This window comes from Solidesulfovibrio magneticus RS-1 (assembly GCF_000010665.1).
GTDB classification, from domain to species: domain Bacteria; phylum Desulfobacterota; class Desulfovibrionia; order Desulfovibrionales; family Desulfovibrionaceae; genus Solidesulfovibrio; species Solidesulfovibrio magneticus.
On sequence record NC_012796.1, the window covers coordinates 3,227,297 to 3,253,073 of the forward strand.

Below are 25,777 nucleotides of genomic sequence, written 5' to 3' on the forward strand. Positions count from 1 at the left end.
CAACTCGATGCACCATTCCACGGAGTATCCGGTATGGCTTGGCGACGGCTGGAAAGCCTGCGCACGCGATTGCTGTGGCTTGTGGCGTTGACCCTGGCCCCGGTCCTGGCGCTGCACGTCGCTTCGGCCGTGGAAAAACAGCGTTCCGCCCGGGTCGCCGTGGACCAGGGCCTGCACAGCATCGCCGATCTGGCCGCCGGCAACGCCCGAAGCCTGCTGGAGAACTACGCCAACATCCTGCGCGGCGTCACCTGGCTTGCCGTCATCAAATCCGGCGATCCCGCCCAGGCCGGCCGTCTGCTGACCGACGCCCTGGCCGTCTTTCCCGCCTTCCAGGACATGGCTCTCGTGCGCCCCGACGGCACGGTGACAGCAGCCTCTGCTCTGCCAGGCGGGGCGACGCGCAGTCTCGGCGACCGGCCCTGGCTGCGCCAAGCTTTGGACGCCCCCTTGTCCACGATCATGGCCTTCGGGCCGGACACCCTCGACGGCAAGCCCGGCCTGGTGCTGGCCCAGGCCGTGCGGGGACCGGACGACGGCGTGGTCGGCGTGTGCGCCATCACCCTGGCCCCGGACTGGTTCGCCGCCATCTTCAAGGACATTCGGATGCCCGAGGCCGCCCGGGCCTGTTTGTTCACCGAGACCGGGACGCTGCTGACCACTTGGCCGCCACGCCCCCAGGCCGCCGGCAAGACCTTGGCCGGCGCGGACGACGTCCTGCCGCATCTTGACCAGGCGGCGAGCCTGGTCTGGACCGGCCAGGGGCCGGACGACGAGATGCAGCGCGCCGTGTTCGCGCCGGTGGCCGCCCCTGGCGGGCAACGCCTGTTTATCCGCTTAAGCCAGCCCCAGGCCATCCATGAGGCCCTGCTCATCGGGGCCTGGCAAAGCGACATGCTGCTTTTCGGCCTGGCCGTGGCCCTGGCCCTGGCCGCCGCCTGGTGGTTCAACCGGGTGTTTCTCTTGCGCCCCATGGGCCAGTTCGTGGCCATGGCCACCGACATGGCCGCCGGCAACCTCGACCGCCGCTCGGGGCTGGCCGAAAGCAAGGGCGAGATGGGCGAGCTGGGCCGGGCCCTGGACGCCATGGCCGACAAGCTCAAGGAACGCATCCGCTTTACCCAGGAGCTCATCGACGCCATCCCCGTGCCGGTCTTCTACAAGGATCTCGAAAGCCGTTATCTGGGCTGCAACGCCGCCTACGAACGCGCCATCCGGCCCCTGGCCCGCATCCGCAGGCGCACCGTCCATGACCTGGAACTTCCGGCCCAGGCGGCCCTTTGCGCCAAGACCGACCGCGCCGTGCTCTCGGGCGAAGCCGAAACCGTTGAATACGAAACGTCGCTTCTTTTTCGCGACCAGACCGTCCACGACGTGGTGGTCTTCAAAAGCCGGTTCCACGATGTCGCCGGGCGTACGGCCGGCGTCATCGGCGTGCTGCTCGACATCACCGGCCGCAAGTGTTCCGAGGCCGAACTTCTCGCTTCCCGCACACGCTACAAGCTGCTCCTGGACAGCATGGGCGATGGCTTTGTCGTGCTGTCCAGCGACTACCGGCTGGTGGAATCCAACCCGGCTTTTCAGGAGATGACCGGCTACGGCCCGGATGAACTGGAAAAAATGACCTATCGCGACATCACTCCCGAGGCTTGGCACAAGCCCGAGGAACGCCTCCTGGCCGAAGTGGACGCCAAGGGGTCTGCCGAGGTTTTCGAAAAAGAATATCGCCGCAAGGACGGCTCGATCCTGCCCGTGGCCGTGCGCCCGCACCGGCATCCCGAAAGCCCGGGCGAGGATCGCCGCTATTTCGCGGTGGTGCGCGACATCGCCGACGTCAAGGCCATCGAGGCCGACCTGCGTCAGGCCAAGGAGGCGGCCGAAACCGCCAACCGGGCCAAAAGCGATTTCCTGGCGAAGATGAGCCACGAGATCCGCACCCCCCTGCACGCCGTCATTGGCATGACCGAGCTGACCCTGGGCACCGAGCTTTCGCCCCAGCAGCGCGACGCCCTGGAAACCGCCCGGGAAGCCGCCGGCAACCTGCTTGGCATCATCAACGACGTGCTGGACCTGTCGCGCATCGAGGCCAAGGGGCTGGAACTGGTCATCCAGGACTTCGATCTGCGCCGCACCCTGGCCGGCGTGGCCCGCACCCTGCGCCCCCAGGCCGCCCGCAAGGGCCTTTTCCTCACCCTGGCCGTGGCCCCGAACACCCCCCGCCATGTCCGGGGCGACCAGGGACGGGTGCGGCAGATCCTGCTCAACCTCGTGGGCAACGCCGTCAAGTTCACCCGGGAAGGCGGCGTCACCGTCACCGTCGCCGCCCCGGACGGCGATCCCGGCCAGTTGGAACTGGCCGTGGCTGACACCGGCATCGGTATCGCCCCGGATCGTCTGGAGCGCATCTTCGATATGTTCACCCAGGCCGACCGCACTGTGGCCTTGAACTTCGGGGGCACGGGCCTGGGGCTGGCCATCTGTCGCGAACTCGTCCGCAGCATGGGCGGCGAGATCGCCGTGGACAGCGTTCCGGGCCAAGGCACGGTCTTTCGGGTCAAGTTGCGTCTCACCCCGGCCCAGGTCGTCCCGATCGAGCCGGCCCGACGCCCGGTGGCCGCGCCCCAGGCCGACGCCAGGCCCCTGCGCGTGCTGGTGGCCGAGGACAACCCGATCAACGTCAAGGTGGCGACCACCTTTTTAAACCGCCGGGGTCACCAAGCCACAGTGGCCGCCAACGGCGCGCGCGCCCTGGAATGCCTTGGCCACGAAACCTTCGATTTGGTGCTCATGGATGTGGAGATGCCGGAACTCGACGGCATGGAGGCCACCCGCCGCTTGCGGGCCGGCCTGGCCGGCGAGGCCAACCGCCGCGTGCCCGTGGCGGCCATGACCGCCCATGCCCTGGCCGGCTCCATGGAACGCTGCCTAGCCGCCGGCATGACGGAATTTCTGCCCAAACCCCTGGATTTCACGCTGTTGGCCGAACTCTTGGCCCGGGTGGCGTCCGACGGGGCCGGCCCGGCCGTTGCGAAACCGGCCGCCCAGGCCACGCCGGAAACCGCCGCCGTCCTGGAACACGAGGCGGCCCTACGCCGTCTGGGCGGCGACGAAGCCTTGCTGGCCGAGGTGGAAGAGGATTTCCTGCGCCAGTACCCCCGCAAGCTGCGACTTATCCGGCTGTGCAGCGACGCGGAAAACTGGGACGAGGCCGCCCTGGCCGCCCATTCGCTCAAAAACGTGGCCGGAGCCGTCGGCGCGGAATCCGCCCGGCGGCTGGCCGGGCAACTGGAAGACCAGCTTCGCCGGCGCGACGCCGAGGCGGCCCATGAAACGGGCCTGGCCCTCAAAAAAAACCTGGACGAGGCCGCCGCCGCCATCCGGCGCTCCCGCCCGTCAGAGGACGCCGGGCCGGCGGACGCCGCCCCCCAGGCGTAGCAAAAACGAAAGCCGCGCCAGGCCGGCGCGGCTTTCGGAAAGAACGGCCCGAGCCGGCGTTTCTTGTCGCATCCACGAAAAGCCTACAGGACAATTCGCGGACAACAGACTAAAATCAGTAATTTTTCTGAAAAATACTCTCGTATTTTTTCAGGGACGCGGCATTAGCCCACGGGCAAAATCTTGCGGCCGTACTGTTCTTCCAACACTTCGGCCATGGCCAGATAGCAGGCGCTGGCCCCGCACACGATGCCTTCGTAGCCGGCCAGCCGGCCGATGGCTTCCGATCCCAGCCAGTCCCGCAAGGCCAGCAGGAAAAAGAGCAGCGTCAGCGAACCGAAGATGAAACGCAGGACCAGCGAACCGCGCAAGGTTCCGAAGAACATGAACAAGGTGAAAAGCCCCCACAAAAACAGATACCAGCCCATGAAGGCATGGGGCGTGGGGTCGGCCAGCCCCATCTTGGGCAGCATGATAAGCCCGGCCAGGGTCAACCAGAACAGGCCGTAGCTGGCAAAGGCCGTCAGCCCGAAGGTGTTGCCCTTTTTGAATTCCATGATCCCGGCGATGACCTGGGCCACGCCGCCGTAGAAGATGCCCATGGCCAGCACCATGGATCCCACGGGAAACCATCCGGCATTGTGGATGTTGAGCAGGATGGTGGTCATGCCGAAGCCCATGAGTCCCAGGGGCGCGGGATTGGCCAATTTCGTTTCCATTATAGCCTTCCTGTGGCGTCGAGGGTGGAGCCGGGCGACCCCGCCGCGGGACGCTTCAGCCGCAAGGCCAATGCAATAGAGACTTTGGGACGGCAGGTAAAGACGTCAGATGAGTCTTGGCCCCACGCCTTGCAGGCGTTATTTCGACGATGCCGGCAGACATCCGGTCTTGGCGCCGGCCGCAAAAAGGCCGGAGCAAGGGACAGGCGACCGGGTTTGGCGCGAGGCCGGCGTCAAAGCCAGGGACCAGCCGGCGGTACCGTTGGCAGCCCCCTTTGCCCGGGACGTCCCACCGGCCAACCGCTGCGGCTCAGCCCATTTCCACCCGGTCTCGGCCCAGGCCCTTGGCCGCGTACAGGGCGTTGTCGACCCTGGCCAGGAGAGTTACGGCCGACTCCCCCGCCCGGGCCTCGGCCACGCCGAAGCTGCAGGTCAGACGCCCCACTCCCGTCAGGTCGAGACCGGCCACGGCCAGACGCAGCTTCTCGGCCAGGACGCAAGCCTCGGCCAGCCCCAGGCCGGAACAGCAGATGAGGAATTCCTCGCCGCCCCAACGCCCCACGCCCAGCCCAGCGGGCACGGTCTGACGCAGCAGATCGGCCAGGGCGCGCAGCACGTCGTCGCCGCGCAGATGCCCGTACCGGTCGTTGACGGCCTTGAAGTGGTCGATGTCGAACATGATGAGACTCAGCTGCCGCCCCTGCCGGCCCAGCTCGCCAAGGCCGGCCAGCAGCAGATGTTCGGTGTGCTGGCGGTTGGCCAGTCCGGTGAGCATGTCGGTGGTGGACAGGCGGGCCAGTTCGATGTTGGTGAGCGCCAGCCGCGCATGGGCCTCGGCCAACCGGTTCTGGGTGTCCTTGAGTTCGGAGATGTCGACGCCGATGGCGTAGCGCACCACCCGGCCGTCGGGCCAGGTCATGGCCCGGACCTGCATCTGATACCAGCGGTCGTCGGACTCGTTGAAGTGCTCAAAGACCCGGGTCTCGCCGCTGGGCAGGCCCTGGGGCGTGAGCAGTTCGCCCAGGCGGCACCAGGGACAGGGCTCGGCCCGCTCGTAAAGGGCCTCGTGGCACACTTTGCCGGCATGATGGCCGAAATGCTCGTAAAAGGCCCGATTGCTGTAGACGATGCGGTAGCTGGCGGCGTCCACCACGTAGATGCCGAAGGGAATGAGATCGAAATGGCTCTCGAAAAGGGCGTTTTCCATCATCACGAGGCGGCTCCGCTGCGGGGCAGGGTCACAATCACGGCGGTGCGGCCAGGTACGTCGGCGTCGAGTTCGATGGTCCCGCCATGGGCCTTGGCGGCCAGGGCGGCGGAATAGGCCCCAAGGCCGGTGCCGGAACGTTTGCCCATGGTGACGTACTTGTCAAACATGTGGTCACGGATGGCGGCGGGCACTTCTCCCTGGTTGCGCACCACCAGGGCCACGTTCTCTTCTCCTACGACAACATCCACTTCCACGTCGCCGCCCTCGGGCGAAGCCTCAAGGCCATTGACCACAAGATTTTGGAGCATCGGCCCCAAGAGCAGGTCGTCGCCGGGAACTTCCACCCGGGCCCCGGCCGGAACCGGGCCCCCGGCCAGGGCGGCATGCAGCTTTCGCCCCCGGGCCATGGGCATGGAAGACAGCCGGGAACAGGTGCGAACGGCCAGATCGACCAGATCCACCGGCCGGGGAGACAGCACGAACTCGCCGATTTCCAGCCGGTAGAGCACCAGGGACTGGTTGAGCATGTCGAGCATGGAATGGGCAGCCTGCTCCATGAGCGACACGATGTGGGCCGCCTCGGGGGGCAGGTCGTAGTTTTCGAGCAGCACCTGGGGCAGGCCGATGAGCGCGGACAACGGCGCTTTGAGGTCGTGGCGGGCGATGCGGTCCACGTGTTCGCGCAGGTCCATGTTCTGGCGCAGCATCGTGTTCTGCCCGGCCAGCTCCTTGTTGCGGATGGCCAGCTCCGCATGGGCTTCGGCCAGACGGTTCTGGGTCTCCTTGAGTTCGGAGATGTCCACGGCGATGGCGTACTTGACCACCCGGCCGTCGGGCCAGCCCATGGCCTTTTCCTGGATCTGGGCCCAGCGTTCGTCGCGTTCGTTGTAGAGGTCGTAGACGGCGGTGCGGCCGTTTGGCAGGCCGGCCGCAGTGATCAGCTCCGGGATGCGGCAATGCAGGCAGGGCGCGTCGTTGTCATAGACCACCTTGTAGCACTTGCCCCCCTCGGCCGGGCCAAGGTTCTCCCGGGAGTGGCGGTTGAGGAAGACCACCTCGTAGGTGGCCACGTCCACGACGTAGATGCCGAAGGGAATGACGTCGAAATGCGTCTTTAACAGCGCGCTTTCGAGCATGGAGGCGCTTTGCATCACAAGTATTTCGCCGCCACCGTTTCCAGGGTCTCGGCCAGTTTTTCCTGTTTGACGGGCTTTAAGATATAGCCCTTGGCCCCGGCCTCTATAGCGTCCATGACCATCTGCTCCTGGCCGTGGGAGGTGACGATGACGATGCAGGCCCCGGGATGCACGGCCAGAATGCGGCGGGTGGCCTCAATGCCGTCCATATCGGGCATGGTGATGTCCATGGTGGTGACGTCGGGAGCGGCCTCGGCGTAGACGTCCACGGCCTGCTGGCCGGTGGAGGCCATGGCGACGACGTGATGTCCGAGTTCTTCCAGGAGCTTGGCCATTTTCTTCACGGTGAGGCCGGAGTCGTCCACCACCAGGATTCGCAGGGATCTCATGCCTTACTCCTTCACATATTCAAGGGCGTCGTCAAAGAGTTCGCCCGGACCGATGAGGTGGATGGCCAGGGAACCGGTCGCGGCGGCGAGTTCGGCCGAGGCGAATTTGGCCCCGCGGTGGCGCATCACGGATTTGGCTTCGGTGAGGATAATGGGCGGCGACAGGGCAATGGCCCGGCCGGTGGCGGCCACGTCGGCCAGGGCGTTGCCCACGATGATGTTGATGATGTCGCCGGCGGTTTCCTGGATGGCGTCGTCGCGTTCGTCCTCGGCGATGTCGAGGTCGGCGGTGTAGGCGGCAAAGGCCGCCTCGATAAGGGCCGCGTCGAAGCTGTAGGCCAGATAGAGCTTGAGCTGCCCGGTGGCGCTCAAAATGGCGGTCAGATGGCGCAGGTCGAGCTTTTGCACATCGTCGAAGTGGTACAGGGGTTCCTTGACGGCTATGCCCAGTTCCTCGGCGAAAAACGCCCGGGTGCGCGTGGCCAGGGCGTCGAGGAAGGCTTTGAGATCCAGTTGTTCGGTCATAACGTCTCCCGAAAGTAAAACTTAGGCGTCAAGGAGGGGAACTTCGACGCGAAGGCGCGAACCGCGCCCGGGTTCACTGATCAATACGGCCGCCCCGCCCAGGTGCTGGGCCTCGGCCCGCACGGCGGCCAGCCCCACGCCGCGCCCGGAGAGTTCTCCGACGCTGCGGCGCGAGGAAAATCCGTCGCGGAAAAGCAGTTCGATCACGGCGGCGTCGTCCATGGCGGCCAGTTCCTCGGCACCGACCAGGCCGACCTCGAAGGCCCGGGAACGCACGCCTTCCACGTCCACGCCCCGGCCGTCGTCGGCCACCTCGATGACCAGCCGGCCGTTTTCGGCCGCGACCCGGCAGTTGATGATCCCGGCTTCGTCCTTGCCTGCCTCGGCCCGCTCGGCTGGTGTTTCCAGGCCGTGGTCCACGGCGTTGCGAAAGGCGTGGACCAAGGCCTTGGCCAAGGCGTCCAGGCGGTCGGGATCGACGGCCACGGCCTCGCCTTCCACGGCAAAGGGAGCCAGGAGCTTACCCTGGCCGGCGGCCAGGCGGGCGGCCAGACGCGGGTAGGCGGCCAGCAACTTTTTCACGTCCACATGGCGCAAGGTGCGGGCAGCGGCCAACACCGTACGGTCCTGCTCGCCGAGCGGCAGATCGTCCAAGCGCGAAAGCAGCCGGTCGGCCAGTTCGGCCAGGGCCTCGGCCAGATCCGCGCCCAGGCAGATTTCGCCCCGGCGATCGAAAAACTCCTCGCCCAGGGCGTTTCGCACCACGGCGATGTCCCGGTTAAGCGCCTCGTCCACCTCGGGATCGGCCAGTGCCTCGGCCACGGTCGAAGCCTGGGGGGCATCCTCTCGGGCCAGACCAGCCAGACGCGTTTCCACGGCATCCAGAGCGGCCGCGACATGGGCGCATTCCAGCTGCAAAAATAAGCCCTTGAAGGTGTGCACCTGCCGATAAACGGATTCCAGGGCAGCACGGCCGTCGGCGGCGCTGGAAACGAAGACCTGTCCTGATTCCCGGAATCCGGCGAAGCTGTCAAGGACGGCGAAAAAGTCGCGCTGCTCCCGCACCGCCGCCACTACGCAGGCCAGGCGGTTGCGCTCCCGGGCCACGGCGTCCTTGAGGCGCGCCTCGTCGGTGACGTCGGTGATGACGAACATAAGCCGCCCCCCGTCCAAGGCGCGGTAGGCCAGGCGCAGGGCGCGTCCGCCAAGCTGAGCGGACTTTTGCATGAGCGACAGATACAGGTCGCGGCGATAGGCGTCTGCCTCGTCGGCCACCCGCCGGATGTTGACGGCCAAGGCCTCCCTGGCGGCCGGGTCATCCGGGAAAAGCAGCTCGACGACGTTTCGACCCTCAATGTCGCCGCCGAAAATCGTCCGGCACTCCTGGCTGCACCGAGGCCCGACCAAGCCGTTGCGGTCCACCGACAAGAACCCCTGGCCGGCGTTGTCGAGCAGCGCGGCCATGTCCCGGTTGGCGACGTCGAGCGCCTCGTGGGCCTGGCGGATGGCCCGGTTGAGCCGGGCAAGCTTGCGGTTCCACCAGACGATGACGGCCAGGACGGCGGCGGCGATGGCCAGGGCCTTCCAGAACCGGGTGTAGTCAAAGCTTTCCTCGAAGGTGACGGCCACCCACTTCTTGATGATCGCCTCGGTTTCAGCCTTGGTGAGGGTGTTGACGGCCTTTTGGAACAGCGAGGCCAATTCCGGTTCGTCGTCGCGGCTGGCCACGGCCAGGTCGAGCTGAGCGTCGAGGCGGCCGGCGATCTTGAGATCGCTGAAGTGGTCCTTGGCGATGGCCTGGCTGATGGCCGGAACGGTGTCGATGTAGCCGTAGAGCTTGCCGTCGGCCACAAGACGCAGGCCCTCGGTGACGCTTGGCACCTCGACCAGCCGCATTTCCGGGTACTTGGAACGCAGGATGTCCAGGCTGGAGTAGCCGTTGACCACGCCCAGATCCTTGCCGGACAGTCCGGCCGGATCGTCGATGAAGGGCGTCTTGGCCAGGGTGGCCACCACCATGGGGAAGCGCAGGTAGGGCGTGGTGAAATGGAGGAAACGCCGCCGCTGCTTGGTGTCGCCGGCGGCCGGCAGGAAATCGCAGCGATGCTCACGCACGGCGGACAGGCTCTGGCTCCAGGAGCTGGTGGGCACCAGGACCACGGGCACGCCCAGGCGCTCGCTCATAAGGCCCAGCAGATCGGCGGCGATGCCGACGTGGCGGCCGTTTTCGTCGATGCGCTCGATGGGGGCCCAGTCCGGGTCCACGCAAAAGGACAGGGCTTTTTTGCGGGCCAGATAGTCTTTTTCCCGATCCGTGAAGGTCAGCCCCGTGTGCGTGTCGGCCGGCTTGCCCATGACCTCGGCCACGGCCTCGCCAGCCTGGGCTCCGGCCTTGTACAGCGGCAGCCAGCGGGAGAGCAGCGCGGCCTTTTCCGATTCCGTCACCGATTCATGGGCTTTTTGCAGAATGGACGCCAGCAGCGGCCAGTCGTTGCGCACCAGGGAATATATCTTGAACTGATAGTCCAGCAGTCCGGAAATCTTGACGTTGGCCAGCCCCGACTTGCGGATGGCGTAGGAAGCCACGGCCATGTTCTCCACGGCGGCGTCGGCCTTGTGGGTGGCCACCAGCGACAGGGCGGCATAGGGGTCGGCGGTCTCGACGAGCTCCAGGCCCGGGGCCTTTTCGCGCAGGTACTCCTCGGCCGTGGAGCCCCGGGCCACGGCCACGCGCTTGCCGGCCAGGGTCTCCAGGGACCAGGCCGCGGCGTCGTCCCGGGCGGCCACGGCCAGGGGGAACTGCCAGTAAGGGCCGGCGAAAAGCGCGTAGGTGGCGCGGTCGGCGGTCTTGCCGGTGCCGTCCACCAGATCGATGCGTTTGTCGCGCAGGGCATCCAGGACGAGCTGAAAATCCAGCCCGTCGCCCAGGATCTGGAACCGGAAGGCCAGGCCCGTGCGCTGGGCGATAAGGGCATAATAGTCGTGAAAAAGGCCCTGCTGCCGGCCGTCGGCCACGATGGACAGCGGCGGCCAGTCCACGTCGCTGACCGTGACCACGGGATGGGCCTCGATGAAGGCTTTTTCCTCGGGCGTCAGGTCCAGGGCCGCAGCCCAAGCGCCCGCTCCCCCGAAAACAACCAGTGCGGCAAGGACGGCCACAAGCCGCCAGACAAAGGACGCACGCAAAAAACGCATCATGCAGACCCCGTTGTTCATCCGGCCCGCAGCATAGCGCAGCCTGCCTCGAAGCCCAACCCCAAAAATCGGGCTATTCGCTCCCAGGCGAGACCTCAAGGGCAATGGCGTGACGCAGGCGCGCGGCGGCCGCGGCGCCCCGGAAGGAACCGGTAACCGGCGCGGCGTCGTCGGGATGGGGGGCGGCGGCCAGGACCACGTGACGGTCGGTGACGGCCAGGCCCAGGGAAGGATCGAAGCCGCGCCAGCCGCCGCCGGGCAGATAGGCCTCGGCCCAGGCATGCAGATCGCGCTCGTCGCTGTCCGGGTCGCCTTCGTGGTAGCCGCTGACGAACCGGGCCGGGATGCCGACATGGCGGCAGGCGGCGATGAAGACCAGGGCCAGATCGCGGCAGGCCCCTTTCCTCCTGGCCAGGACCGTGTCCGGAGCCATGAGGCCTGGCTCCAGGCGGGCGGAGGTGGCCAGCCGGGCGTGCATCCGACCAAGCAGCTCCATGGCGAAGGTCTGGGGCGTGGTCGCGCCGTCGGCCAGGATGCCCTCGGCCAGTTCAGCTGTCCGGGAGGCGGCCCCGGCCACCGGCGCCAGGCAGTCCCCGGCCAGCCAGGCCTCGCCCGGCGCGAGGGGCACGGGCAGCACGGCCCGGGGCGTTTCGATGAGATAGTCGAAGGGGTTGTCGCGAAGGGTCGCCACCGTCGTTTCGGTGGTCACGGTCAGATGGTCGGTGAGGCCGGAAAACCAGACCGACAGGGCGGTGTTGCCCCAGGCGTCGGTGACGAACGTCCGGCCGGCCGGTTCGGGCTTGATGACGGCGGCAAAGGCCAGCAGCCGCTGGGCGGCGTCGCCCCGGGGCACCAGGCGCAGCAGGTGCGGCTCCAGAAAGACCTCGCGCCCGTAATCATAACGGGTGCGGTGAACGATGCGGCAGCGCACGGGGTCAGGCCGGTTCGGTCAGGCAGCCGGACTTCCCGCACACCTTTTTGAGCTTGGAAGCCACGTTGTCGATCCACTCCGAGGGCAGGTCGTGGACCAGGCCGCGCAGATGCTCCTGCCACCAGGCCGAGATGTCGGCCAGGTCTTCTTTTTCGTAGCGGTGCTGGACCAGCTCCAGGCCGCTTTTGTGGTAGAGCACCACGTCGATGGGAAAATCCACGTCCGAGGCGCTGATGCGGGTGGAGTCAAAGGCCAGGCAGCCGACCTTGAGGGCCATGCGCAGCGGATCGGAGTATTTGAGCGTACGGTCGAGGACGGGCTTGCCGTAGCCGCCTTCGCCGATGATGTGGTAGGGCGTGCCCTGGCTCACCTCCACCCAGTTGCCCTCGGGGTAGATCAGATAGAGCTTGTGGGTGGAATCGTTGGTCATCTGGCCGCCAAGGAGCACATGGAGATTGAACCCCAGCCCCGACTCGGCCAGAAAGGCCTTGTCCTCGACGGCGACCTTGCGCAGTTCGGCGGCAAAGGCGTTGACGACCTTGTAGAGCTTGTCGAGGGGCTTGGCGCAGGTTTCCATGGCCTCTTCGAAATAGGTGAGCGTCTTGTCGCGCACCGAGCGAAGCCCCGAGGTCATGAGGAAAAAGGCCCCCTGCCCGTTCTGATAGGTGGTGACCTTGTGGGCGCTGGTCAATTCGTTGCCGGAGGTGATGCGGGTGTCGGCGATGCCGACCAAGCCTTCCTCCACGGTGATGCCGAGGCAAAATGTCATGGCCGTCCCTTTGTCACTGTTGGCTGGCCCCGTCAATAGCCGGAAACGTGGAGAAGAAGGTGGCGAAAACAGCCTCGTCCACACGGTTCATGCGGGTTTGCAGGTTGTCGGTGAACTCATGCAAGCCCTTGGCCACAACGTCTTCCACGCTCATATAGGCCAGGTCGCCGCACAGCTGGCCGATGCGTTTTTCGGCCGGATTGGCGAAATAGCCCATGGGCGTGCCGGTGATGGCGTGCAGGCACTGCTGGGCTCGTATCAGCGACCACAGGACCGACCGGGGAAAGTCGTGGTCGAGCAGCAAGAATTCCACGATGCGCTCGGGCTGGATGCGCCCATGGCGGCGGCGGTAGGCCTCCAGGGCGCTGATGGCCTTTAACAGCGCCGCCCACTGCACGTAGTCGAGGTTGGAGCCGACGTCGGTGGGGTGCGGCAGCAGGATGAAGTATTTGACGTCGAGGATGCGCGAGGTCTTGTCGGCGCGTTCCAGCAGCCTGCCCAGGCGGAAGAAGTCCCAGGCCTCGTCGTGGCTCATGGCGTCGCCGGCGATGCCGCTTATCGTCAGGTCGCGGCGCTTGACCTCGTCGCAGAAGTGGTAGGGGTTGTTGAGCACGGCGTCGCAGCCCTTGGCCGCCTCGCGCACGAGATGGTAAAACGTGTTGATCTGCTCCCACATCTCGGTGGGGATGATCTCGCGGATGGTGCGGGCGTTGTCCCGGGCCCGGCCCAGGCAGCTCACGATGGAGTTGGGGTACTCCGGATCGAAGGCCAGGAAGCGGATGATGGTCTCGCGGTCCCCGGGCAACTCCCGGGCGGCGAACAGGTCAAAGTCGCCCATGGCCGAGACCAGCGGCATCCACTGCTCGCCGCGCCCGCCCGGGGTGTCCAGGGTGAGGTGCCAGTTGACGTCGAGGAACCGGGCGATGTTCTCGGCCCGCTCCAAATAGCGGCTCATCCAGTAAATGGCGTCGGCCACGCGGCTTAACATGCGGCGCTCCTTGAAATTATAGCCATACAACTACCCTCTGGCCGCAGCGCCCGGACCCAGCACCCAGGTGTCCTTGCTGCCGCCGCCCTGGGAGGAATTGACCACCAGCGACCCGCGCCGCAGCGCCACCCGGGTCAGGCCGCCGGGAATCACCCGGATGTCGTCGCCGTAGAGGATGTAGGGTCGCAGATCGACGTGGCGGCCCTCGAAGTGGTCGTCCACGATGACCGGGGCCCGCGACAGGCTGACTGTGGGCTGGGCGATGTAGTTGCGCGGATCGGCCTCGATCTTGGCGGCAAAGGCCTCGCGCTCCTCGGGGGTGGCCGCCGGCCCGACCAGCATGCCGTAGCCGCCGGATTCCGCCGCCGCCTTGACCACCATCGTGTCGAGGTTAGCCAGCACGTGCTTTCTGGCCTTGTCCTCCCAGCACAAGAACGTCTCGACGTTGTCGATGAGCGGCTCCTCGCCCAGGTAGTAGCGGATCATGCGCGGCACGTAGGCATACACTACCTTGTCGTCGGCCACGCCCGTGCCCGGGGCGTTGGCCATGGCCACCCGGCCGGCCTTGTAGACCTCCATGATGCCGGGCACGCCCAAAAGCGAATCAGGACGGAAGACCTGCGGATCGAGGAAATCCTCGCCCACCCGGCGGTAGAGCACGTCCACCCGCTTGAGGCCCTTGGTGGTGCGCATGTGGACGTAGCCATCGGCCACGACCAGATCGCGGCCCTCGACCAGCTCGATGCCGGCCTGCTGGGCCAGGAAGGTGTGCTCAAAATAGGCCGAGTTGTAGACGCCGGGAGTGAGCAGCGCGGCCGTGGGCCGGTTGGCCGCCTGAGGCGCGATGGCGTGGAGCATGTCGAGGAGTAGCGGCGCGTAGTCGTCCACGGGCCGGATGTCAATGGCCTCGAAGACCTGGGGGAAGGTGCGCTTCAGGATGCGCCGGTTGGCCAGGACGTAGGACACGCCCGACGGACAGCGCAGATTGTCTTCGAGCACCATGAACCGGCCGGACTCGTCGCGGATGAGGTCCGAGCCGGTAATGTGGCACCACACCCCATGCGGCGGATTAAGCCCCTGGCACTCCTTGAAATAGCCCGAAGACGACTCCACCACGACGCGCGGCACCACGCCGTCGGCCATGATGCGCCCTTTGTGGTAGACGTCGTCGATAAACAGGTTCAGCGCCCGGATGCGCTGGATAAGCCCGCGCTCCAGGGCGTCCCACTCGGCGGCCTCGATGATGCGGGGGATGATGTCGAAGGGAAAGATCTTCTCGGTCCCCTCCTCGTGGCCGTAGACGGTAAAGGTGATGCCCATGTCGTAAAAGGCCTGCTCGGCGGCGGCCTGCCTGGCCAGGATCTCGCCCGGCGGCAGGGAGGCGATCTTGTCATGGAGCATCCGGCAGCCGGGGCGGGGCTGGCCGTCGGGGGTGAACATCTCGTCGAAAAAGGGGCCGACGTCGTAGCTGTCGAAGTCCATCTTCGGTGGCATGGGCAAGCCTTGTCGCCGCTTCGGCGGCCGGGTAACACAGGTGTCGGTCGGGGTCTTTCCGCCTTGGCCCGCCACGGATTTGAGCGTTCCAATTACGGAATTTGTTAATAATATTCCATACCGCCTGTCAATCGCCCTTCTGCGTCGCGACAGGCAAGACAGGAAAAAACATGCCTTCCCACGCCATCGCCCAGCTCGCCCGGGCCATTGCCGACATCCTTGAAAGGGGTCTTCCCCAGGACGAAGCCGCCCTGCACTGCATCCGCTCCACCCACGGCCAGCTGTCCCCGGCCGCCATCGCCGCCCTGGCCGCCGACGAGGACGATCCCCAAGCCGCACCGCTTTTGGAATTGCTCCTCTTCCCGGGCCGGGCCACCGCCCTGGAGCTGGAAGAGGCCATGGCCCAGGCCGCCCTGGAGCCGACCGAGCTGCCGGCCCTGGCCGAAGCCCTGGCCGGGCTGGGGCCGCGTCCGACCGCCCTGCTCCCGGACGGCGAAGTCGTGCCCCTGCCGGTGCTGGAGGCCGATCAGGCGGCCCGGCTCGTGGCCCGGCTGGCCCCCCAGCGCAGCCTGCCGGCGGCGGCCCGGCAGGCCGCCCAGGCCGCCTATCCCGGCCTGGGCCGGCGTCTGGCCGCCGACGCCCGCCAGATCGGGCCGGTCTGGTCCCGGGGGGCCTTGGCCTTTTTCATCAATTGCTTGCAACGCCTGCCGGCCGTGCGCCCGGACCCGGAAAAGGCCTTGGCGGTAGCGCGATTTGTCCTGCGCTTCCTGGCCGATCTGCCGGAGAGCGCCCTGCCCCTGCCGGCGCTCATGGCCCGCCAAGCTAAGCTTGTCGCCCAACTGCGCCGGGCCAGGCTGCAAGAAGAGGCCCTGGCCAAGAGCAATTTCGAAACGCTCATTATGGCCGGCAACCGCCTGCCCTATCTCCATGCCCCGGACATCGCCGAGGAACTGGCCCTGGCCGAAGCGGCCATCCTGGCCGTCACGGGCCGGCCCGCGCCCGAGGCCGGGCCGAGTTGCCAGGACCTGGGCGCGTTTACGGAAATGGGGGATATTTTCGCCGCCCTGGACGATCAGGCGGCCGGAGAGCCGGAAGAATCGCGGTAAAGGGGCAGGCGCACCCGGATATGGGTGCCGGCCGTCTCGTCGGTCTCCCAGTGCAGCTCGCCGCCGTGCAGCCGGGCGATGGTGCGGGCGATGTAGGCCCCAAGGCCGGTGCCGCCGGGCTTGCCGCTGGTGGCGTACTTGGCCGCGAAACGCCCACGAATGCCGGCGGGAATGACCCCGTGGTTGTGGACGCCGGCCACGGCCGCCTCGTCCTCCACGGCCAGGGACAGGGTGACGGCCGTGCCCGGGGGCGCGGCTTCCAGGGCGTTGGTGACAAGATTGGAAAAAGCCGTGGCTAAAAGCCCTTCCTCGCCGGCGGCCAGGGGGCCGTCGTCGTCCTCCCGGAAGCCCGGCCCAAAGGCCAGTTCGGCCTGCCGCCGCCGGGCCAGGGGAGCGGCCAGGGAGGCCTGGCGGCGCAACAACGCGGCCAGGGCCACGGGCTGGGGCCGCAGTTCGTAACGTCCCTGTTCGATGCGGCACAGGTCAAGGTTGCGAGACACCATGTCGCCCAGGCCGGCGGCCGTTTCCCGGATGACGACGGCGATTTCCCGTTGCTTGTCGGTGAGATCCCCTTCGGCCAAATGCCCGGCCAGTCCGGCGATGCCGGCCAGGGGCGAGCGCAGGTCGTGGCGCAGCATCTGCTCCACCCGGTCCCGGGCCTCCTCGGCCCGCACCCGCTCGGTGACGTCGTGGATGATGGAGAAAAGGAGCTTGCGCCCCAGATACTCCACCGGCCCGGTATAGACCTCCACCTCGCGCACCTCTCCTCCGGCCAGCCTGTGCCGGAAGCGAAAAAACCGCCGTTCGGCGTCGCCGGTCAGGGCCATGTCCCGGCGCGTCGCCTCCTCGCCGGCCGCGTTGATGTCCCAGATGGACAGACGCTGCATCTCCTCCAGGGAATAGCCGTAAAACCGGCAGGCGGCCGGATTGGCGTCCACGATGCGACCGCTGGCCGGATCGATCAGCAGCTTGATGGCGATGTTGGAAAAAAACATGGCCCGATGCCGGGCTTCGGAGTCGGCCAGGGCAGCGGCCATCTCCTGGCGCGAGAGCAGGATGGCCAGCCCCGTGGCCAGGCGCTCCAGCCGGACCACGGCCGGGGCGTCCAGCCTGTCCGGCCGGCGGTCATTGATCTGGAGCAGGCCGTGGGTGGTGTCGGCGGCGCGCAGCGGAACAAGGACCACGGTCTCGTAGCCGGCGGCGTTGCAGCGGTTGCGGGTCCCGGGCGGCAGAGCACCGGCCTGGGCCAGAAGCCTTGTGGTGGAGCCGGTGAAAAAACTGCCAAAAGGCGTGAAACAAGGCAGACGGGGATCGACGCGGCCTTGAATAACCGCGCCGCACATGCATTCAAACACGGGCCGTGCGGCCGGATCAACGGAGTCTTCCCCGGACTTGGCGCACAGCGACGTCTCGGCGGCGACGAAACCGGCGGCAAAACCGTCGGCCACGAAATAGGGATAGTCTTCGCCCTGGCGCAGACGGATGCCCACGGCGTCGCAGCCCGTGACACGGCGCACGATTCGCGCCGCCACGTCCAAAAGCGCCTCGCGGTCGGGCACGGCCTCCAACAAGGCCGCCCCGTCGTCCAGCCCGTCCTGGCCCGGCGTCGCTGCATCCTGAAGACTATCCATGGCCCGACACTAGCACCAGGCCTTGGATAATCACAAGAGCGGCGGAAAGGACAGGACGCAAAAAACGTCCGACCGCCCGAAACAGACGGCCGGACGCGTCAAAAGCAGGCGGTGATCTTGGCCAGCATGGCCGCGAATAGGCCGGCTTCCTCAGGGGACAGGGCGCACAGGATCTCCTGGGTGAGCTGGGCGTGGAGCTTGTGGTGCTCGGCAAAGAGCCGCCCGCCCTCGGGAGTCAGCCCCACCCGGATGGAACGGCGGTCGGTCTCGTGGGGTTTGCGGGCCACGAAGCCGCCCCGCTCCAGCCGGTCCACCAGCACGGTGAGCGATCCGGTGGTGATGCCCATCTTGGCGGCCAGCTCCGTCATGCGCAGGTCGCCGTCGGCCCCGAGAATCTCCAGCGTATGCATCTGGGGCAGCGACAGTCCCGATTCCTTGACCACGCCGTGCTCCCACGAGGAAAACTTCTCGTAGAATTCAATGAGCAGGCGGGTGAGTTGTTCGTTTTCCATGCCTTACTGTTTGGCGGTTGCGGCCGTAACGGCCGGTTCGGCGGTAAACGCCAGGCTGGCCGAGGACAGGACCACCACGATGGAGCCGATGTTGTGGAAAAGCGCCGCCGCCACCGGCGACAGCAAGCCGTAGCCGCTGCCAAGGATGGCCACGGAGTTGAAAAAAAGCCCCAGCCCGATGTTGACGGCGATCATTGTGGTCATGCGCCGGCCAAGATAGACCAGAAACGGCAGCCGGCCAAGGTCGTCGTTGGCCAGGGCGATGTCGGCGGTCTCCAGGGCCACATCCGAGCCGGCCGCGCCCATGGCCACGCCCACGTTGGCCCTCGCCAGGGCCGGGGCGTCGTTGACGCCGTCGCCGACAAACAGCACCCGGCGGCCCTTTTTCTGGAAGTCGGCCAGGATGTCGAGCTTGTCTTGGGGTTTGAGCCCGGACCAGACGTCGGACACCCCGATCCGGCCGGCCAGGGTCGAAACAGCCTTGTCGTGGTCGCCGGACAAAATGCCCACGGTGGCAAGCCCCAGGCCGCGCAGCCCGGCCACGGCGGCGGCCGCCTCGTCCTTGACGGTATCGGACACGGCGAGCAGGCCCATGACCGCCCCGCCCTTTCGCACCACCAGTCCCGTGGCCCCCCGGGCATACATCGCCTCCAGGCAATCGGCCAGTCGCGGCGGCAAGGCGGCGGCCCCGCCCATCATCTCCGGGCTGCCCACTTCCACCACCTCGCCGTCCAGTTCCCCCCGAAGCCCCAGCCCCGCCTCGGCGGTCAGGGAATCGGCCAGACGCGCCTCGACGCCGGCCGCCCTGGCGGCGTCCAGCACGGCCGTAGCCAGCGGATGGTTGCAGTGGCGCTCCAGGCAGGCGGCGCAGCCCAGGACCTCGGCCTCGCCCACCCCATCAGCCGGGATCACGGCCTCGACCACGGGCCGGCCCAGGGTCAGGGTGCCTGTCTTGTCGAAAAGGGCCACGTCAGCCCGGGCCACCTCTTCCAGGTACTGGCCGCCCTTTATAAGGATGCCCCGCTTGGCCGCCCGGCCGATGGCCGCCACCGTGGCCGTAGGCGCGGCCATGAGCAGCGCGCAAGGGCAGCCGGCCACCAGCACGGCCACGGCCCGGTCGGCGTCGCCGCTTATAAGCCAAGCCAAGGCGGCGCAGGCCAGAACCAGGGGTGTGAAATATTTCGCGTGGTTGTCGACGACACGCCCGGCCCGGGGCTTGCCGGCCTCGGCCGCGACCACGAGCTTCACCACCTTGCCAAAGGTCGAGTCCTCGCCAACCTTGGTGGCCCGGGCCGTCACCCGGCCGGTGTAGTTGAGCGTGCCGGCCAGGATCGTGTCGCCGGGGACCCGCTCGCGCGGCAGGGATTCGCCGGTCAGGGCCGACTCGTCCACGGCCGTAGTCCCGGCCTCGATGACCGCGTCCACCGCAATACGCTCACCCGGCCGCACCATGACCAGATCGCCGGCCCGGACCTCGGCCACGGGCACGACCCGCTCGGCTCCGTCCGCGCCGACCACGGTCGCCTCCTCCGGGGCCAGCTGGGCCAAAGCCTCGATGGAGCGCCTGGCCCCGTCGCTCACCGCCTCTTCCACCAGCGCCCCCAGGGTCATGATAAAGCTCACCACGGCGGCGGTGAGCAGTTCCCCCTGTAAAATGGAGGCGACAATGGCGATGCTCACCAGCTCGTCGACGTTGACCCGGCGCTCCAAAACGCCCTTGGCCGCCTCGACCACAATGGGCGCGCCGTTTATGGCCACCGCCACCAGGGCAAAAGCCCCGGCCCCAAAACCCCAGCCGTTCTCGCCCAGTATCCAGGCAACCAGGGCCAGCGCCCCGCCGCCCAGGCACACGGCGAAATCCTTGAAGGAGAAAAGCCCCCGATAGTCGCCTAGGTTCGAAAATCGTCCGATCATGGGTACACCTCGTTAGTGTGCGAAATAGAATACGAAGAGTGCCTCCGGCGGCCGGGGGCCTGAGGCCCCCGGACCCCCCAACGGGAAGAAAGGGGGTAAGGGGGGCTTGTCGGGCCGCCGGATTGGTCGGATGCGCCCCGCGACAGAGGATCAATAGGAAACACCGATGCGGCGTCTGTTTTCCGGTCCATCCCCCGCAGCCTTGCCATCCGCCCAACCTACGGCCTTGCCCCGTAAGCCCTGGGCTTTGCCCGGCGGCTTTGAGCCGGACGGCGTGATTCCGGTTCCCAGCAACGCCGTTGCCTTGAAGACGTGATATCTCTATTGCATGAAATTTTGATTGTCAAATATCTTGAAAGACAAAAAGGCGAGGAAGTCGCCTTCCCCGCCTCACATCAAAACAAGCGTCAGGTATTACAAGCCCTTTTCGGCCATAAAGGCGACCAGGTCGGACACCCGGCAGGAATAGCCCCATTCGTTGTCGTACCAGGCCAGGATCTTGGCCATGTCGCCGCCCTGGACGAAGGTGTATTCGCCGTCCACGATGGAGGAACGGGAATCGGCCTTGAAGTCCGAGGACACCAGCGGCAGTTCGGAGAAGCCGAGAATGCCGGCCAGCGGCCCGTCGGCGGCGGTCTTGAGGGCCGCGCGCAGGTCGTCGGTGGTGGTGGATTTTTCCAGCTGCACCACGAAATCGACCAGGGAGACGGTGGGGGTCGGCACACGCACGGACAGCCCCGAGAATTTGCCCTTGAGGTCCGGGATGACCAGGGCCACGGCCTGGGCCGCGCCGGTGGAGGTCGGGATCATGTTGCAGGCGGCGGCCCGGGCCCGGCGCAGGTCCTTATGCGGCAGATCCAGGATGCGCTGGTCGTTGGTGTAGGCGTGGATGGTGGTCATCACGCCCTTGACGATGCCGAAGTGCTCGTGGACCACCTTGGCCACCGGAGCCAGGCAGTTGGTGGTGCAGGAGGCGTTGGAAATAATGTGGTGGGCGGCCGGGTCGTACTTGTCGTCGTTGACGCCAAGGACGATGGTCAGGTCCTCTTCCTTGGCCGGCGAGGTGATGATGACCTTTTTTGCGCCGGCGTCGATGTGGGCCTGGCACTTGGGGCCGGTGCGGAAAATACCGGTGGATTCGATGACCACGTCCACGCCGAGTTCGCCCCAGGGCAGGCCCTTGGGGTCGCGTTCGGCGAAATTGCGAATGTGCCAGTCGCCGACCACCATGACGTCGCCTTCGACCCGGGCGGCCACGGGCAGCTTGCCGTAGTTGGTGTCGTAGGACAGCAGGTGGGCGTTGGTGGCCACGTCGAACAGGTCGTTGATGGCGACCACGTCCATGGCCTCGGCGTGGCGTTCCAGAATGGCTTTGAGGACTTGCCGGCCGATGCGGCCGAAGCCGTTGATGGCGATGCGAAGCTTTTGCATATGCCGTTTCCTCTACTCGTGCATGGTGTATTCGTAGGCGGTCAGCAGTTCGTAATCGGTGCGCAGCGCCTGATGCAGCCGGGCGTTCTCGATGGCCATGGCCGAAAGGTTGGCGATGGCCGTGGCAAAATTGATCTCGCTTTGGGAGAACTCGCGGATGTTGGAGCAGTACAGGCGCATGACGCCGATATGGCGGCCGTCCACGGTCAGCGGCAAGGCCATGACCGAGGCGATGCCTTCCTCGCGCGCGGCGTCGGGGTACTGGAACATCGGATCGGAACCGGCGTCCTTGATCTGCACGACCTTGCCGGTCAGGGTTTCCTGGTCGATGCGGCTTTTGGCCACCTCGATGGTTCCTTTGCGCAGATAGCCCTTGCTCAGGCCATGGGAAGTGCCGGCAAGCAAGGTCTTGCCCTGGCGGTCCAGCAGCCGGATGGAGCAGGCCTTGGCGGCAAGGGATTTGGTCGCCTGCTCGGCGATGGAGTGGAGGACAGTGGCCGGCTCCAGGCTCGAATTGATGCACATGGCCACTTCATAGAGGCTGCGGTAATAGGCGCATTCCTGTTCGCTCATGACTCCCTCCCGCAAGGGGGTGGTTGGGGCGGCGGCGGACGATCCGCCGGCCGGGTCTCGTCTCCATGCCGGTCCATTGCGAAGGCCGGATGACGACTGTGCGGCAGCATACGGAATTTGAATAAAAAGGAAAAGGTTTTCATTGTACCGGTAAGCCTGACCGTAAGCAGCCCGATCCAGCCCGTCTTCCCGGCGTGGTCACGGCAGGCTGGTCAATTCGGTACTGCGCGATGGTAGAGGGCTGTTCCGGACTGTCCCGGCCGGGTTGCAGGCCCGGCCGCCTTCAGGCGGCCGGCTGCTCGAACCGGGCGACGTTGTTGCGTCCGCCGGATTTCACCTGATACATGGCCGCGTCGGCGGCGGCGATGAGGTCGTCGCCGGACATGCCCGGGACAAAGGCGGCCACGCCAATGGACACGGTAAAACGGATGGGCGCTTCAGCCAGCTTACCGTCGATGCGGGGGCGAAACTCGTAGTTCTGCACGGCCAGCCGGATGGCGTCGGCATGAAACTGGGCGTCGTCGCCGTCCAGGTCGCACACCAGCACCAGCTCGTCGCCGCCGTAGCGGGCGGCGAACCAGCCGTGGCGACCGGCATGGGCGTCGATGATCTTGGCCAGGGTACGCAACACGTCGTCGCCGACCACATGGCCGTAGGCGTCGTTGATGGCGGTCTTGAAGTTGTCCACGTCGATCATCATGGCGGTAAGCGGCGCGCCCTCGGCCTCGGCCCGGGCCACGGCCGCGCGCAGATGCTCTTCCAGGGAGCGGCGATTGTGCAGGGGGGCCAGCAGCGGGTCGACCTGGATGATCTTTTCGAGCTGCTGGGCCTTGCGTTCCCAGGCCTGGGCCTCCTCGCGGTAATGGGCGAGCATGTTGCCGACCAGGGTGCGCAGCTTGGGGATCATGACCGAGGGGTCCTCGCCGCCGGCCAGGGTATCGAGGGTCTCACGGCCAAAGCGGCCCACGAGCTTGCTGCGCTCCTGCTCCGAGGTCAGCGTCTCTTCCAGAAAGGCGGTAATGGACTGGGCCAGGGATTTGGAGGCCGCCTTTTCGTTTTCAAGCTGGTCCTTGACGGCGGCCATGGGCAGGTGGTCGGTGAGAAACAGTTCCAGGCCGCCAAGCAGGCGTTGGAGATGTTCGGGGGAAGGATCACGCCGGGCCAGTTCCGAAAAGACGTATTCCTGCAGGCACTTCTTGCGCGAGTCGTCGAAAATCGAAAACTGCCGCAGCAGGTTGCGCACAAAAAGCAGCACCGCCAGCCAGGACGAATCATTGCCGCAGCCGAGTTTGTGAAGCTCGCCGCACAGTTTGCGGATGTCGCACGGCGCTTCCTGACAGCCCAGGTGCATCAAACCCTTCCTCCCCAAACGGTCCGCATCGAAACGGTCGGTCTGCCATCAATCCAACGTACTGCATAACCCGCCCGCGCGCACGGAGCAAGAGCCGACGCGCGCTCCCGCCGCAAATCGGATCATTTTTGTCTTTGCCGACAGACAGAGACATTTTGACCCACACCCTTTGTCCCACCGCCAGAGCCGGTGACATTTTGACGCAAAGCCCGATACCTCTTTACCTCCGTCCCGGTTTTGATTACTGGAGTCAATTTTCAAGCCGGAGCTGTAAGGCCGGCGGCCGAGGAGGACTTCATGGATCCCAAGGACGTCGAATTTTTCCGCGAACTTCTAAACGGCATGCTCCAGGACATCCTCAAGAAGGGCGAGGAAACCATCGAGGACATGACCGACACCGTCGAGGTGTACGCCGACCCGGCCGACCGGGCCACGGCCGAGTCCGACCGGGCCTTTACCCTGCGCCTGCGCGACCGGGAACGTCGCCTGATCAAGAAGATCAAGGAAGCCATCGAGCGCATCGACGAAGGCACCTACGGCGAGTGCGTGGAGTGCGGCGAGGACATCAGCGTCGCCCGCATGAAAGCCCGTCCGGTCACCACCTTGTGCATCAAATGCAAAAGCCGCCAGGAGGCCGACGAAGACCTCCGGGGAGATTAGCGCCGCGCCCTTGGAAAATACGCCCGTATTTTCACCCGGGGCAACGCTCCGGGGTATTTTCCTTTAAGCTCCGGTCAACGGACAGAAAGGACGCAGCGCCAAAGCCGGCCGGCCAGGCCCCCGATCCGCCAAAGACGGCGGCGGTCGTTGTTGCCGGTTCGGCCGCCGGCCCCGCCTGGCGGCAGACAAACCCTGTCCGGGACGTTCCCGGGCCGGGAGGAGACGTCGCCCATGGAGGCCGTTTTTTTTCGTGTCCTGGTCCGCGAGCTGGCCGCGGCCCTGCCGGGCGCTCGGGTGGAGAAGATTTTCCTGCCCGTCCCCAACGTCTTCACCCTGTCGCTTTATCTGCCGGTCAGCCGTGTCGTCCCCGGCTGTCCCGGCAAGAAAACCGTCCATCTCCACGCCCGCTACGGCACGGGGCGTTTTTTCCTGTTCCTCTCCGGCTCCAAAACCGCCCAGCCCGACCGCGCCCCGGGGCAAGCCATGCGGCTGCGCAAGCACCTGCGCGGCCGGCGGGTGCAGCGCCTGGTTCCCGACTGGCCAAACCGCCGCCTGACCCTGGTGTTCACCGGCGACGGCCCGGCCCTGGTCCTTGATCCCCGCTCCTTCCCGGTCCTGGCCGAGGCGCCGGCCCCGGACGCGACGCCGGCCGAACCGGGCTGGCCGGCCATCGAAACCGTCACCAGCGATCCCGACATCTGGCAGGCCCATCCCCAGCTCTCGCCCGGCCTGCGCCGCCGCCTGGCCGCCCTGCCCCGGGACGGCCGCCAGACGGTCTACGACCGGTTGCAGGCGGACACGGCCGAAGGCTTTTTCCTGGAGCGCAAAGGGGGCGAGCCCCTGGCGCTTTGGCCCGTGGTCTGGCCCGGCAAACCCCAGGCCGGGGTCGAAACCATTGCCTTTCCCACGGCCCTGGAAGCGGCCGCCGCCTTCGGCCTGCCCCTGGCCTTCGGCGAGGTCTCGGGCCGTCGCGAGGCTCCCGAGGCCGACGCCGTCGCCGCCCGGGTCCGTCGCCGCCAGCGCGCCCTGGCCAAACTGGAGGCCGACGAAGCCCGGATGCGGGCCTTTATCATGCGCAAAGCCGAGGCTGACCGCATCGCGGCGCACCTCCATCTGCTGGACAAGACGGCCAAGATTCCTGAACTTTTTTTCACCAATGACGACGGCACGGAAACGGCCCTGACCCTCGACCCGGCCCTGACGATCCTTGGCAACATGCAAAAGCTCTATCATTTGGCGGCAAAAGGCCAACGGGGCCTGGTCGCCATCGCCGCCCGCCGCCAGGACTTGCAAGGCGATAAAAAAGACTTAAAAGGTCGGGAACACGTCCCGGCGTCCCAAAGCGCCGTCGGGGCGTCTGGCAGCCTCAAGGGCGTGGCCGCCCATGTCTACCGCACTTCAGACGGCTTTTTGGCCCTACGGGGCAAAAACGCCAAGGCCAACGACCAGCTCCTTAGACTCGCCAATGCCTATGACCTGTGGTTCCACGTGGCCAACGGCCCGGGAACCCATGTGATTTTGCGACGCGACCACCCCGGACGCGACGTGCCGCGACGCAGCCTCGAAGAGGCCGCCGGACTGGCCGCCCTGGCCAGCTATGCGGCCGGGGCCGGCACGGCCGACGTCTGGCTGGCCCGGGTCGGCGACGTGCGCCGGGTCAAGGGCGGCGCGCCGGGCCAGGTGACGGTGACGCGGATGTTGGAGACGCTACGGACGGCCGTGGACCCGGCCCTGGAAAGTTTGCGGGAAAAGGCGTGAACATGCGGTTTTGCTTGTCCTTGTCGGCGCGTTGTATTAATTGCCTGACC

At 66.6% G+C, this 25,777-nt stretch carries 20 protein-coding genes; 4 read left to right on the top strand and 16 right to left on the bottom strand.

All coding sequences use genetic code 11. From position 1 onward, the window contains the following. The first annotated feature begins 33 nt into the window (after positions 1-33). Positions 34-3,435: an ATP-binding protein gene (locus DMR_RS13770; protein ID WP_015861520.1), complete on the top strand. Its 3,402-nt coding sequence runs from the start codon at positions 34-36 to the stop codon at positions 3,433-3,435. 164 nt (positions 3,436-3,599) lie between these two features. On the opposite strand, the gene DMR_RS13775 is transcribed toward DMR_RS13770, so the two are convergent. From DMR_RS13775 to DMR_RS13820, 10 genes are all read right to left on the bottom strand, one after another. Beyond that, entirely contained in the window at positions 3,600-4,154 is a 555-nt protein-coding gene (locus DMR_RS13775; protein WP_015861521.1) for an acetate uptake transporter, read from the bottom strand. Positions 4,155-4,464: 310 nt separating this feature from the next. Continuing rightward, positions 4,465-5,364 (bottom strand): sensor domain-containing diguanylate cyclase, encoded by a 900-nt coding sequence (locus tag DMR_RS13780; RefSeq protein ID WP_043600698.1) that lies wholly within the window; start codon positions 5,362-5,364, stop codon positions 4,465-4,467. Continuing rightward, complete coding sequence (locus DMR_RS13785; protein ID WP_043600700.1) at positions 5,364-6,515, bottom strand: PAS domain-containing sensor histidine kinase; 1,152 nt, start codon at positions 6,513-6,515, stop codon at positions 5,364-5,366. Before DMR_RS13785 ends, DMR_RS13780 begins: the two co-directional genes overlap by 1 nt. Next, positions 6,515-6,889 carry a response regulator gene (locus DMR_RS13790; RefSeq protein ID WP_015861524.1) on the bottom strand — a complete coding sequence of 125 codons (375 nt, stop codon included), beginning with the start codon at positions 6,887-6,889 and terminating at the stop codon, positions 6,515-6,517. Before DMR_RS13790 ends, DMR_RS13785 begins: the two co-directional genes overlap by 1 nt. Positions 6,890-6,892: 3 nt before the next feature. After that, positions 6,893-7,414, bottom strand: a complete 522-nt coding sequence (locus DMR_RS13795) for a chemotaxis protein CheX (protein ID WP_015861525.1) — start codon at positions 7,412-7,414, stop codon at positions 6,893-6,895. A 21-nt stretch (positions 7,415-7,435) separates the two neighbouring features. Beyond that, positions 7,436-10,612 (bottom strand): transporter substrate-binding domain-containing protein, encoded by a 3,177-nt coding sequence (locus DMR_RS13800; protein WP_043600702.1) that lies wholly within the window; start codon positions 10,610-10,612, stop codon positions 7,436-7,438. A 70-nt stretch (positions 10,613-10,682) separates the two neighbouring features. Next, the gene (locus tag DMR_RS13805; RefSeq protein WP_015861527.1) at positions 10,683-11,540 is read right to left on the bottom strand and encodes a transglutaminase family protein; all 858 of its coding nucleotides are present in this window, start codon (positions 11,538-11,540) and stop codon (positions 10,683-10,685) included. A gap of 4 nt (positions 11,541-11,544) precedes the next feature. Then, positions 11,545-12,309, bottom strand: a complete 765-nt coding sequence (locus tag DMR_RS13810; protein WP_006918298.1) for a hypothetical protein — start codon at positions 12,307-12,309, stop codon at positions 11,545-11,547. Positions 12,310-12,322: 13 nt separating this feature from the next. Further along, positions 12,323-13,297, bottom strand: coding sequence for an alpha-E domain-containing protein (locus DMR_RS13815; RefSeq protein WP_015861528.1), 975 nt, complete (start codon positions 13,295-13,297; stop codon positions 12,323-12,325). A gap of 30 nt (positions 13,298-13,327) precedes the next feature. Continuing rightward, positions 13,328-14,791: a circularly permuted type 2 ATP-grasp protein gene (locus DMR_RS13820; RefSeq protein WP_043600704.1), complete on the bottom strand. Its 1,464-nt coding sequence runs from the start codon at positions 14,789-14,791 to the stop codon at positions 13,328-13,330. Between the two features lie 170 nt (positions 14,792-14,961). Between DMR_RS13820 and DMR_RS13825 the strand changes: the two genes are divergently transcribed. Further along, on the top strand, positions 14,962-15,897 hold the full coding sequence (locus DMR_RS13825) for a hypothetical protein (RefSeq protein WP_015861530.1): 936 nt from the start codon (positions 14,962-14,964) through the stop codon (positions 15,895-15,897). On the opposite strand, the gene DMR_RS13830 is transcribed toward DMR_RS13825, so the two are convergent. The 6 genes from DMR_RS13830 to DMR_RS13855 all read right to left on the bottom strand — a co-directional run bounded on the left by DMR_RS13830 (position 15,864) and on the right by DMR_RS13855 (position 23,309). Continuing rightward, positions 15,864-17,528, bottom strand: coding sequence for a PAS domain-containing sensor histidine kinase (locus DMR_RS13830; protein ID WP_015861531.1), 1,665 nt, complete (start codon positions 17,526-17,528; stop codon positions 15,864-15,866). The two genes, DMR_RS13825 and DMR_RS13830, sit on opposite strands and share 34 nt — an antisense overlap. 98 nt (positions 17,529-17,626) lie before the next feature. Continuing rightward, entirely contained in the window at positions 17,627-18,040 is a 414-nt protein-coding gene (locus DMR_RS13835; protein WP_015861532.1) for a MarR family winged helix-turn-helix transcriptional regulator, read from the bottom strand. A gap of 3 nt (positions 18,041-18,043) precedes the next feature. After that, positions 18,044-19,954: a heavy metal translocating P-type ATPase gene (locus DMR_RS13840; protein ID WP_015861533.1), complete on the bottom strand. Its 1,911-nt coding sequence runs from the start codon at positions 19,952-19,954 to the stop codon at positions 18,044-18,046. Between the two features lie 414 nt (positions 19,955-20,368). Further along, positions 20,369-21,385, bottom strand: a complete 1,017-nt coding sequence (gene gap, locus DMR_RS13845) for a type I glyceraldehyde-3-phosphate dehydrogenase (RefSeq protein WP_015861534.1) — start codon at positions 21,383-21,385, stop codon at positions 20,369-20,371. A gap of 12 nt (positions 21,386-21,397) precedes the next feature. After that, positions 21,398-21,958 carry a GAF domain-containing protein gene (locus DMR_RS13850; protein WP_015861535.1) on the bottom strand — a complete coding sequence of 187 codons (561 nt, stop codon included), beginning with the start codon at positions 21,956-21,958 and terminating at the stop codon, positions 21,398-21,400. A gap of 283 nt (positions 21,959-22,241) precedes the next feature. Continuing rightward, positions 22,242-23,309 carry a GGDEF domain-containing protein gene (locus DMR_RS13855; protein ID WP_015861536.1) on the bottom strand — a complete coding sequence of 356 codons (1,068 nt, stop codon included), beginning with the start codon at positions 23,307-23,309 and terminating at the stop codon, positions 22,242-22,244. Between the two features lie 297 nt (positions 23,310-23,606). Here DMR_RS13855 and dksA point away from each other — a divergent pair, with 297 nt between their 5' ends. Further along, positions 23,607-23,969 (top strand): RNA polymerase-binding protein DksA, encoded by a 363-nt coding sequence (gene dksA, locus DMR_RS13860; RefSeq protein WP_006921647.1) that lies wholly within the window; start codon positions 23,607-23,609, stop codon positions 23,967-23,969. Positions 23,970-24,200: 231 nt separating this feature from the next. Continuing rightward, complete coding sequence (locus DMR_RS13865; protein ID WP_015861538.1) at positions 24,201-25,727, top strand: NFACT RNA binding domain-containing protein; 1,527 nt, start codon at positions 24,201-24,203, stop codon at positions 25,725-25,727. Positions 25,728-25,777 lie beyond the last annotated feature (50 nt).